This window comes from Ewingella sp. S1.OA.A_B6, from assembly GCF_049889095.1.
Lineage (GTDB): Bacteria > Pseudomonadota > Gammaproteobacteria > Enterobacterales > Enterobacteriaceae > Ewingella.
In genome coordinates, this window is record NZ_JBLJFK010000001.1 from 898,946 (window position 1) to 910,644 (window position 11,699).

An 11,699-nucleotide genomic window follows, 5' to 3' on the forward strand; every position below is an offset into this window, starting at 1 on the left:
TTAGGTGATTGAGTGTTTAGCGGCCCGTTTCCTGCTTCGTGCTACCTATTTCCTCCCGATCTTATTAACAGCCATAAAAACCACGGTGCGCCGATCAGTGCGCAGAGTAATCCTGCGGAAACCGGCCACGGCCAGGCAATGTTACGACCCAGCCAGTCGGCGATGACCATCAGTAAGGCGCCAAACAGCGCCGCGACCAGACATTGTGAGCGGAACCGGTACGCGCCGCTGTAGCGTGCCAGCTGTGGGGCAATCAGCCCGACAAAACTGAGCGGGCCGATAAGCAACGTGCCGCCCGCCGTCAGCGCCGCCGCGAGCAGTAAAATCAGCATATTGCTGCGCCGCAGCCCGATGCCCACCGCACGTGCGGTGGGGTGTCCGAGACCGAGCAACTGCACCCAGCGTTGTAACAGCAATGCCAGTGGGATCAGCAACAGTGCCTGACCTGCGCCCCACAGAGCACGGTCTGCGGTGATACCTGCCGTGGAGCCGGTGCTCCAGTTGAGCAACATCATCGCGCGCGGATCGCCGCTCATCAGCAACAGCATACTCAGCGCCATGCTCAGATTGGTCATGCACAGCCCGACCATCACCATTGACTGCGGCTGAAAGCGCGAACGCAATCCAAACATAAATAACAAGAAAGTGGCCAGTAGACTGCCCGCCAGTGCCGCCGGAAACAGTTGTGAAAGCGGCTGGTTGAACAGGATCACCAGCAACATCACCATCAACGAAGCACCGCTGCTGATACCGAGCAACTCCGGGCTGGCAAGCGGATTGCCACTCTGTCGCTGGATAAGCACGCCGGCGACCGCCAGCATCGCGCCCGCGCTGAGCGCGCCGACCATCCGCGGCCAGCGCCACGCAAGCAGTTGCCAGGACGTTGAGGCGTCAGGGGATCGGTTGACCCACAGGGAGACGACGATGCCGCCCAGTAAGATCAGCAGCAGTCCTGCCAGACCTGCATGTGTGATCGCTCTGCCGGGCTGGGCTGCGCCGAAAGGCGACGGTGTGATAAGCGGATTACGTTGGCGAAACAGCAGGATCAGCATCAGCGGTGCGCTGAGTAATCCGGACAGCGCGCCGGTCGGCAAATCTCCACCGGCAGGTGAGAGAAACTGCGCGAGCTGATCGACCAGCGTCAGTAACACCGCGCCGGAGAGCGGCACCCAGAACAGCTGATGCGAGAATACACGAACGCCCGTCAGCCTGATCAGCGCCGGAGCCGCCAACCCAATAAAGCCGATAATGCCGACCTGACTGGTGACCAGCGCACTGATCGCCACAGCAACGGCGAGGGTGGCGATCCTCACTTTCACCACCGATACTCCCAGCGCACTGGCGCTTTGATCTGACAGGCCGATCAACATCAGCGGCCTTGCCAACAAGACACTCGCTGCCATCAACAACAGCACCGGCAGCAGCAAAAACTGCGTCGCCTGCCAACCGCTCTGGCTCAGCGAACCGGCCTGCCAACTGAATAAATCGCTGAGATAATCATGATTGAACAACACCATCAGCGTATTGATGGCGTTGCCATAGAGGCTTATCACCATGCCGGTCAGAATGACTTTCAGCGGATCCAGTCCCTGACGGGCAATCAGGATATAGAGCACCAGCGCGGTCAGCGCGGCCCCCGCCAGCGCCAGGTTGGTCAGGCCGATAAACAGCAAACCGGGGAACAGAATGATGCTGGCGGACATCGCCAGATTAGCACCGGCAGCAATGCCGAGCGTTGCGGGTTCAGCCAGCGGATTGCGCAACACCTGCTGAAAGAGTAAACCAGCCAGCGCCAGTGCCATACCGGCGATCACACCGATCGCCAGGCGCGGCAGGAAACTGTAATGCAGCAGAAGACTGGCCGTCGCAGGGGTATTACCGTGACTTATCCGTGAAAGATTGCTGAACAGCAAAAATGCGCACAGCAGTGTCAGCGGCAGGACGATCAGCCAAGGGAATAAAGAACGGATGCTTTTATGCATGACGGTCCGACTCCCCAATCGCCGCAGCGATGTACTGCGCCAGACTGACCGCCGTGGCTAATCCGCCAAACGGGAAGAAATGCGACAGTTCACGCGCCCGCCCGCCGCGAACCAGCGGCAACTGCTGCCACAGCCCGTCCGGCTGACGCAGCCGGGAAACGCGCGTCAGGGTCGTCGGTAATTCGGTGTAAAATAACCAGTCTGCCTGCAATGACGCCAGCTTCTCGACGCCCACATTGGCCGTTCCCATTGCCCCAACCGGCAACGTCCAGGCATTGCACAGCCTAAGCTGGGTAAGGATGGCATCCGGCAGGCTATTAGCGCCATAGACCGTAGCGTACTTACCGTCCTGGCTGCGAACGGCAACCAGAATGCGTTGTCCTGCGGCGTGTTCAATCTGCTGTTTAGATTGTTGAACGGCGAGGGTGGTGGCATGCATGATCCGTTTCGCCGTGGTAGGAATATTCAGGGTCAGCCCCAGATCGCCGGTAAATGCCAGTAATGATGGCCAAAGTTGGCCGGCGGGCGGATAGACCGACACCACCTGCACTGGCGCGATGCGGCGCAGGCTGTCGAGGATCTCCGGGGCGAGCATGTCGCTGAGGATCAGCGCCGGGTTGAGTGCTGCCACCCGCTCAATGTTTGGCTCCCAGTAAGGGCCGATATCCTGAACGTCGGACGGTAACTCAGGCGTGGCAATCCGGCGACGGAAATAATCACTGTCGGACACCGCCACTGGTGTGACGCCCAGCAATAGCAACGTTTCTGCTGCCAGCCAGTTAATGGCGACGATGCGGTGAGATAAAGGGGCGGCCAGCGCCGCCGGTGCATTAAGCAACGGCAGCGCCAGCAACGCCTTCAGGCAGTCACGACGGCTGAGTAACATGCCTGACATCAGAAGCTGTATTTCAGCGAGCCGATGAACGTCCGTTCCTGTCCCGGATAGCAACTGGTGTCATCATCGCAGGTTCCGACATAGCTGTGATCCAGCAAGTTCTGGATGTTAAAACCGACCGAAACATGCTGATTAACCTGATATTTCGCGCCAGCGTCCACCAGGGCGAAATTCTTCACCGGTATCGTATTGGCATTATCGCCGTACATGCTACCCACATAACGCACGCCAGTGCTGAGCAGCAATCCATCCAATACGCCCTGATGGAAGCCGTAGTTCAGCCAGGTTGAGGCCATATGCTTCGGCACGTTGGCCTGCTGATTACCGCGATCGCCGTTGTTGCTGGCGGTAATTTCGGTTGCGGTGTAGGTGTATGAGGCCAGTAAATCGAGATTTTGCGTCAGTTTCACCGTGCTTTCCGCTTCAACGCCGCGTGACCGTACTTCGCCAGAGGCGACCTGATAACCCGTCACCAGGTTGTTCACCACCTCGTTAGTGAGCACGTTACTTTTGGTGATGTCAAAGGCGGCAAGGGTCATCAGCAGGCTTGGGTCCGGCTGATATTTCACGCCGACTTCATACTGATGCGCCTTGCTCGGGTCAAATGTTCGGTTTTGCCGATCGGTGCCGCTGTTAGGTACGAAAGATTCGGCATAGCTGATATAAGGCGCAAGCCCGCTCTCTGCCAGATAGGTCAAACCAGCACGTCCGGTCCATGCGCCTTTATCCATCCAACTGGTGTTTTCGGTCAGATTATTTTCGGTGCGCATACTGATGTCATCGTGGCGGCCACCTAAGGTCAGCAGCCATTTCGGCGTCAGCGAAATCTGGTCTTGCATGTACAGACCCAGTTGCTCAGTGGTCTGGTCGTTATTGTTCAGCGCATAAGTTGGATCGGCAATATCAAGGCCATACACCGGATTGTAGATATCGAGTGTTGGGGCGACGGCACCAAAGCGTTTGGCGTTGCCATCAAGGCGGCTGTAATCAAGCCCGGTTAACAGGCGGTGTGTAACCGATGCGGTTGAAAAATCGGCCTGCAACTGGTTATCGATGTTGAACGCGTTCATGTGTTCATCAAAACGAATGGCATTGCGCGAAACGGTGCCAGCATCGAAATTCACCGAGCCGGGCAGCAGATTATTCAAAATGGTGTCGGTTTGCCCGTAACGCACATTCTGGCGCAACTGGAACGTATCGTTGAACTGATGGCTCAGCTCATACCCGACGGTGAACTGTTCCTGACGAAAATGGTTATAGCTGTGATCGCCAAGCAGGGTATCGGTGATTTTGCCACCGGGTTTGGTGAGCACGGCTACGGTGCCGCCGGAAGTATCACGCATATAGTCGGCGCGCACGGTCAGGCTGGTATCCGTATTGGGTAACCAGGTGAAAGAGGGCGCAAGATAAACGCGGTTATCTTCCACATCCGGGCCGTCGCGGTACTGGAACTGTGTGTCACTGTCGCGGGCAAGGCCGATCAGACGATAAAGATAATGGCTGTCATCGTCGATTTTGTCGCTCATATCAAACTGCGCCTGACGGCGGTTGAAATTACCCAGTTCGACTTCCACCTCATGCACACCCTGTGCGGAGGGCAGTTTGCTGATGCGGTTAACGATACCGCCCGCATCACCCAGGCCAAACAACGTCGATGACGGCCCGCGCACGATATCAATACGTTCCAGCGCGTAAGGCTCGGTGCGGAAATAGCTGTAACTGTTGTTGAGCTGGCGGAGTCCGTCGCGGTAGTCGTTGGTGGTCAGGGCATTAAAACCACGAATGTAAATCCAGTCATAACCTTTGGGATCAACACCGTAAGTTTCAGTTTTTACGCCCGGAACATAACGTAGCGCTTCAGTGACGCTTTGCACGTTTTGTCGGTCCATTCGTTCGCGGGTGACCACTGACACCGACTGAGGCACTTCAAGCAGCGGCGTGTCGGTTTTGGTTGCGGAATTACTTTGCTGTGGAATGCTGGAGTAAGGGCTGGATTGCCCGGTTACGGTCAGGGTATCGGCTGTGGCAGGCTGAGGCGAGACGACCACGGTGCCATTGTCGATGCTGAAATCCAAACCGCTCCCGCTTAGCAGGCGGCTGAGCGCGGCTTCCAGCGTCATATTTCCCTGTAGCGCAGGGGCACGCTTTTGTGCCACGGAGTCCGGTGCAGCGATCAGTTGTACTCCCGCCTGCTGTGCCAGTGCATTAAGCGAGTTGATTAAAGGCTGAGCCGGAAGTGAGATGGGCATAGCGGTCGCAGCCTGACACACGGCGAACGGCGAACAGACGCCAAACGCCAGTGCGGTGAGGCCAGACTTAACGTGAGCACCCTGATAAAAAGTAAAAATCGTCATGCAGTTTTCCCCAGAAATAAATCAAATAAGAATCATTCTCCTTTCTGAAGACGAGACTGACGCCAAAACCCTGACGTCATCTCCTGAATATTTTTAATTTTTTTCAGCGGGCGGTCTTTTAGCGATGATTTTGCGCACAAAGGGCAGCGATTAAGCCTCAGCGTTTCAGGATCTGCGTTCCACCAGGCTGTGTACTGATTTTCACCGGCAACACTTTCGGTAGCGCACCGGCAAAACTGTCCGGACGATGGACATTAAAACTGCCGCTGATGCGCATGGACGCGACGTCGGTGGAGGCCGCCCGGTAAGGCATGTCGCCGTAGCGCGAGAACTCAGCCAGCGCCAGACTCAGCGGTGTGTTATCAAAATTAATGCGTGACTGCCGCCAGTCGGCGATGGCGTCTGGCGCGACCGGAAGCTGGCGGATCAGGTAACCGTTGGCATCGCTGGTCGCCCGCTGCGTGGCGCGCAGCACCATCAAATGCCGATCGTGCGCACTCAGTTGCAGCCTGGCCATTGCCCGCCAGCGCATATTTTGCAGCCATGTGCGCGGGCCGATACGCACCGCGCCGCTGCTCACGGCAACGTCAACGCCGTCACCGCTCATCGATTGTGGGATGTAACGTAGGCTGAAACTGGTGCCCAGAACCGTCACGCGGGAGGGGCCGCTCAGTACCACAAACGGTTTATCTTCCAGATGTTTGACCTGAAAATAAACCTGACCTTTGCTGAGTGTCACTTCGCGTCGCTGCGGGTAATACGCCACCTGCAACTCTGTTTCTGCATCAAGGCTGAGTACGGTGCCATCCGGCAGGGTAATCTGTTGTAACTCGCCGCGCCCGGTGTACAGCGAGGTGGTCATCAATGGAGGCGTCAACCATTGCCACGCTGGCCACAACAGCACCAGAAGGAGGGCTGCTACGGTAAATGTTCCTCGCCAGACGTTGCGGTGTGCGGTTTTTCGCGGCGTAGCCGCAAGTGAAGCACGTAACCGCGCCACGTTATCCTGTGGCAATTCACCGACGCGTTGCCACAGTTGTTGCATCGACTGGTAGCGCCCCGCGTTTGCATCCTGCAACAGCCAGTCCGCAAACTCACGCTGTTCACTGGGCGACAATCCGGCCAGCTGTTTTGTCAGCCAGAGTGCAGCCTGTTCATCAGCGGACAAAGACTCATCAATGGCCTTATTCATCATGAACATCCTTATTCTTATAACTGGCTTTCCTGCCGCTATGCTCCTGCTGCCAGATGTCGTTACTGTTCCGGCAGGCCATCATGGCGCGAATAATATGTTTCTCGACCATATTGATGGAGATCCCCATATGGCTGGCGACGTCCTTCTGCGACAGGCCGTCAAAACGGTGCAGAATAAAGGCTTCGCGGCAGCGCGGCGGTAAGGTTTCGATGGTTTTTGTCATCAGTTCAGTATACTGATTTTCTTCGATTAATTCGTAAGGTTGCAGATAAGAGGGGGCAGCGAAATGTTCGGCATCAGTGTCTTCAGACACATCGTTTGAAGACAGTGCTGGTCGACGATAGTGATCGACCAGCAAATTGCGGGCGATGCGGTAGAGCAGACTTCGATGCGAGCGAATGGGCTGCGTGACCGTCAGCGCCCGAATAAATGTTTCCTGCGCCATGTCTTGTGCATGTTCGCGGTCACGAAGCTTCCGGTTTATAAACCGATATAATTCAGTGTAATACTTCTCGAAAGCAGGCACTTGATTCTCTGGTGGTGAAGGAGAGGGATTCAGCGATGCCTATATTACGCATAATCGTGCCCATTGTTCATTCTTAAATGATAATCATTCGCGAAATAAATTAATCTATTCTAAGCATAAGACGTTGCGCTGATTCATCCGGCACATTATTTGCATCACGATCAAAACTCCTTCACTTGTTCAGGTTCATCCATGGCCCTTTCTGCTCTCGATTTTGTACTGGCATCGAAGAAAAGTGAAATCACCGATCTGCAACAGCTATTGCAAATGGGCAAACTGGTCGGCGCGGTCAGCCAGTTGATTCACGTACTGCAACGCGAGCGCGGCACGTCGAACATTTATCTCTGTTCTCAGGGCGAAATCTGGGGCGACCAACTGAGCGAACGGGCGTTACAGGTTCAGATAGCCGGGCAGGCGGTGAACCACCAATTGGTAGCGCTGGATCTCAGCGGTCATGTACTCAATGGACATAGCGTGGCGAACGCATCACGGCTGTTCAGCCGCATTGCTACCGTGTTGTACAGCCTGAGCACGTTGCCGCCGCTGCGCCAACAGGTTCAGGCGCTGAGCATCAGCCAGCCCGATGCAATGAACCACTATAGCGAGGTGATCCGTACCCATCTGGCGCTGGTCTTTGAAGCCGCTGACACCTCGGGCGACCCGTCGGTTTCACGGGCGTTGCTGGCAATGTTCAGTTTTATGCAGGGCAAGGAGCTGGCCGCTCAGGAACGTGCGCTGGGCGCGGCGGGCTTTGCCGGGCGGCATTTTGACGCCCCTGCGCATCAGCAACTACTGGCGCTGATTGAAGGACAGGAGCGCTGTTTCCAGACCTTCGCTGAGTTTACCGACGCCCGCTGTCTGGCGCTGTGGCAGCAACAGCTGAGCGCGGACAACAGCGAGCTCGAGCGTTTCCGACGTATCGCCTGCACCTGCACATCATTTACCGACGAGGCCAGTGACATGGCGCTGCGCTGGTTTGATGTGACCACGGTGCGTATCGACGGCATGAAAACGGTCGAAGACTTGCTGGAGGATATTCTGATGGAATGCTGCCGCCAGCGGATCCGCGACGCAGAGGTTTCGCGCGCATTGCAGCAGCAGGAAATCGGACAGATGCCCCTACAGGATAACCACTATGCGGCGCTGATCCCGCCGCAGCTCAGCCGCTCAATCCTCGAACTTGTCGAGAAACAATCACGCCAGCTACAGGCGTTGGATGCCGAACTGGCAGGGCTTCGCACCACGCTGGTTGAACGTAAATTGGTTGAACGTGCTAAAAGCTGGCTGATGCAACATCAGGGGATCACCGAGCCGCAGGCGCATAAAACCCTGCGTGATATGGCAATGAACCAGAATAAAAAGCTGCCGCAGATCGCCGAAGCGATGCTCTCGGTGGCCGAGGTATTGGGCAAGAAGGACATCTAACGCCTCATTGCGCAGGGATCTCAGCAGACTACTCCATTCGGAGTAGCTGCACTGTTCATGTGCCATCCGGATGTGCATCAGGTGCGACTCCGGTGCATAAAAACGGCCAATAGACGGTGTGTTATCACTAAAATCTACTGATTTTAAAGCACTACACCAAGTTGGCATATCCGTTGCATTACTATTTATACATAAGCACTAAGCCAATGGCGGTTTAGTCAGAGTTACGGATAAAGGCGTCCGTTAGCGTTCAGGAAACTGAGCGCTAACTGGACGCTTTTTTTTGCTCATTTTTCACGTACAGGAAGCCGCAATGAAGCAAGACGATAACAAACCTCTGGGGCAATTTTCCCGCCGCCGCTTTATTGCCGGCAGTGCGGCACTGGGCGGCAGCATGGTGATGCCCGGCTTTATGAACAGCGTCTGGGCGGCCGGTTCTGATGCGCCGGAGAAGAAAGAAATCCGCGTGGGCTTCATTCCATTAACGGACTGCGCCTCGGTGGTGATGGCGGCGGTGAAAAAGTTTGATGAGAAGTACGGCATCAAGATCATTCCCAGCAAAGAGTCCAGTTGGGCGTCGGTGCGCGACAAACTGGTGTCCGGTGAACTCGACGCTGCGCACGTGCTGTACGGCCTGGTGTACGGATTGCAGCTCGGCGTTTCGGGGCCACAGCATGACATGGCGATGCTGATGACGCTCAACAACAACGGGCAGGCCATCACCTTATCAAATCAATTAAAACAGGCGGGCGTCACCGATGCCGCGTCGCTGAAAAAAATGGTCGATGCCAGCGCAAAAGGGACATACACCTTTGCGCAGACATTCCCCACCGGCACTCACGCCATGTGGTTGTATTACTGGCTGGCCAACGCCGGAATTCATCCGTTTAACGATGTGCGCAACGTGGTGGTTCCACCACCACAGATGGTGGTGAACATGAAAATCGGCAACATGAGCGGTTTTTGCGTCGGCGAACCCTGGAACCAGCGCGCCATTCTTGATGACATCGGTTTTACCGTCGCCACTACGCAGGAAATCTGGCCGGATCATCCTGAAAAAGTGCTCGGCACGACATCCTCTTGGGTCGCTGCTAACCCCAACGCTGCCCGGGCACTCACCGCCGCCGTGTTGGATGCCTCCCGCTGGATTGACACCTCCGATGCCAACCGCATCGAAACCGCCCAGGTTGTGGCGGCGCGTGCCTACATCAATACCTCCGCAGAGACCATTCAGGGGCGGATGCTCGGCGACTATGAAAATGGCTTGGGCAAAAAGTGGAAAGACGCCCACAGCATGCGCTTTTTCAACGATGGCGCGGTCAGCTACCCGTATCTCTCCGACGGCATGTGGTTCCTGACCCAGCACAAACGTTGGGGGCTGCTTGATGCCGATCCTGACTATCTGGCGGTCGCTAAAAAGATCAACCGCATCGACGTTTACAAGCAGGCGGCCACGGCGGTGGGCGGGATCACTCTGCCATCCAGCGACATGCGCAGCAGCACGTTGTTTGATGGAAAAGTCTGGGATGGCAGCAACCCTGCTGTATATGCCAACAGTTTTGCCATGAAACGCTAAGTGAGGCCGAATAATGTCTGTTAACGCCAAAACTCATGTTGTTGCGCTGGGCGCTGAGCCGGAAAGTGCTGAGATCCTGCCGCTTAAACCTGTCGCCGTCACCTCGCCGGTCGTGGCGAAATCACCGTCCGACCCTAAGCTGCGCGCCATTGGGCGCCGCATGATGCAAAAAGTCGTTCCGGGCATTCTGGGCGCGATGGTGCTGATTGCCCTCTGGCAGATTGCCGCCCTCAGCAGTAAAGGGTTTCCGACGCCGCTGAAAACCTGGGAAGCGGCGAAAGTCATTTTTGCCGATCCGTTTTACATCGCCGGTCCTAACGATATGGGTATCGGCTGGAACGTACTGGCATCGCTGAAACGCGTGGCGACAGGCTTCGGACTGGCGGCGTTGGTCGGCATCCCGACCGGATTTCTGATTGGCCGCTTCCGCTTTGTCGCCAATATGCTCAACCCGATCATCTCATTGCTGCGCCCGGTCAGCCCGTTGGCCTGGCTGCCGATTGGCCTGCTGCTGTTCCAGCGCGCAGAGCCGGCGTCGGCGTGGACCATCTTCATCTGCTCTATCTGGCCGATGATCCTTAACACGGCGGAAGGTGTGATTCGCATTCCACAGGATTACCTCAACGTCGCGCGAGTGCTGAAACTCAGTGAATTTACCGTCATGCGAAAAATTCTGTTTCCGGCCGTGCTGCCGTACATCCTGACCGGCGTCCGCTTGTCGATTGGCATCGCCTGGCTGGTGATTGTGGCGGCAGAAATGCTGACCGGCGGCGTGGGTATCGGTTTTTGGATCTGGAACGAATGGAACAACCTGAACGTGGAAAACATCATCATCGCAATCCTGCTGATTGGCGTGGTGGGCATGTTGCTGGAACTGGGCCTGATGGGCATTGCCCGCCGTTTTAGCTACGACAACCGTTAGGAGCCAGATATGAAAAATGATAAAGCCATTATCCGCGTAGAGAACGTGACGCAGAGTTTTCCGACCGCCAAAGGCCCATTTCTGGCGCTCGACAACGTCAGTTTTGATATCGCCAAAGGCGAAACCGTCAGCCTGATCGGCCATTCCGGCTGCGGGAAATCCACCTTGCTGAACCTGATCGCCGGGCTGAGCCGCCCGACCGGTGGCGTGTTGCTCTGTGATAACCAGGAAATCAACGGCCCCGGTCCTGAGCGTGGCGTAGTGTTTCAGAACCATTCGCTGTTGCCGTGGCTGACCACCTACGACAACGTCGCGCTGGCGGTGCATCAGGTGTTTAAAGGCCAGATGAGTAAAAGCGAGATGCGCGAGTGGATCGAACACAACCTCGAGCTGGTGCATATGCGTCATGCGATGGAAAAACGGCCCGGTGAGATCTCCGGCGGCATGAAACAGCGCGTGGGGATTGCCCGTGCGTTGGCCATGAAGCCGAAAGTGCTGCTGATGGACGAACCCTTCGGTGCACTCGACGCCTTAACCCGCGCCCATTTGCAAGATGCAGTGATGGAGATTCAGTCGCGCCTGAAAACCACCATTTTGCTGATCACCCACGATGTTGATGAAGCAGTGCTGCTTTCCGACCGCGTAATGATGATGACCAACGGCCCGGCGGCGAAAGTTGGTGAAGTGTTGCAGGTCGCGCTGGAGCGCCCGCGCTCACGTTTGGCGCTGGCCAACGATCCGTTGTTCCACCAGTACCGTCAGCAGGTGCTGCAATTCCTGTATGAAAAACATCAGGCCGTGGCCTGAATTCGCGGGCGAGGTGA

The 11,699-nt window shown here is 56.3% G+C and carries 9 protein-coding genes; 4 read left to right on the plus strand and 5 right to left on the minus strand.

All coding sequences use genetic code 11. The annotated features are described in order from the left end of the window. Positions 1–41 precede the first annotated feature (41 nt). From fhuB to ACMV8I_RS04405, 5 genes are all read right to left on the minus strand, one after another. Entirely contained in the window at positions 42–1,982 is a 1,941-nt protein-coding gene (fhuB, locus tag ACMV8I_RS04385) for a Fe(3+)-hydroxamate ABC transporter permease FhuB (protein ID WP_498863970.1), read from the minus strand. Beyond that, complete coding sequence (locus ACMV8I_RS04390) at positions 1,975–2,877, minus strand: ABC transporter substrate-binding protein (protein ID WP_498863971.1); 903 nt, start codon at positions 2,875–2,877, stop codon at positions 1,975–1,977. The genes fhuB and ACMV8I_RS04390 overlap by 8 nt, the downstream gene beginning before the upstream one ends. Beyond that, complete coding sequence (locus ACMV8I_RS04395; protein WP_498863972.1) at positions 2,877–5,231, minus strand: TonB-dependent siderophore receptor; 2,355 nt, start codon at positions 5,229–5,231, stop codon at positions 2,877–2,879. The genes ACMV8I_RS04390 and ACMV8I_RS04395 overlap by 1 nt, the downstream gene beginning before the upstream one ends. Positions 5,232–5,388: 157 nt before the next feature. Further along, the gene (locus tag ACMV8I_RS04400) at positions 5,389–6,426 is read right to left on the minus strand and encodes a FecR family protein (RefSeq protein WP_498863973.1); all 1,038 of its coding nucleotides are present in this window, start codon (positions 6,424–6,426) and stop codon (positions 5,389–5,391) included. Continuing rightward, positions 6,416–6,952 carry an RNA polymerase sigma factor gene (locus tag ACMV8I_RS04405; RefSeq protein WP_498863974.1) on the minus strand — a complete coding sequence of 179 codons (537 nt, stop codon included), beginning with the start codon at positions 6,950–6,952 and terminating at the stop codon, positions 6,416–6,418. Before ACMV8I_RS04405 ends, ACMV8I_RS04400 begins: the two co-directional genes overlap by 11 nt. 192 nt (positions 6,953–7,144) lie before the next feature. Here ACMV8I_RS04405 and ACMV8I_RS04410 point away from each other — a divergent pair, with 192 nt between their 5' ends. The 4 genes from ACMV8I_RS04410 to ACMV8I_RS04425 all read left to right on the plus strand — a co-directional run bounded on the left by ACMV8I_RS04410 (position 7,145) and on the right by ACMV8I_RS04425 (position 11,682). After that, entirely contained in the window at positions 7,145–8,377 is a 1,233-nt protein-coding gene (locus tag ACMV8I_RS04410; protein WP_498863975.1) for a nitrate- and nitrite sensing domain-containing protein, read from the plus strand. A gap of 313 nt (positions 8,378–8,690) precedes the next feature. Continuing rightward, positions 8,691–9,953 (plus strand): CmpA/NrtA family ABC transporter substrate-binding protein, encoded by a 1,263-nt coding sequence (locus ACMV8I_RS04415; RefSeq protein WP_498863976.1) that lies wholly within the window; start codon positions 8,691–8,693, stop codon positions 9,951–9,953. 13 nt (positions 9,954–9,966) lie between these two features. Further along, the gene (ntrB, locus tag ACMV8I_RS04420) at positions 9,967–10,875 is read left to right on the plus strand and encodes a nitrate ABC transporter permease (protein WP_498863977.1); all 909 of its coding nucleotides are present in this window, start codon (positions 9,967–9,969) and stop codon (positions 10,873–10,875) included. A gap of 9 nt (positions 10,876–10,884) precedes the next feature. Continuing rightward, entirely contained in the window at positions 10,885–11,682 is a 798-nt protein-coding gene (locus tag ACMV8I_RS04425) for an ABC transporter ATP-binding protein (RefSeq protein ID WP_498863978.1), read from the plus strand. Positions 11,683–11,699: the final 17 nt, after the last annotated feature.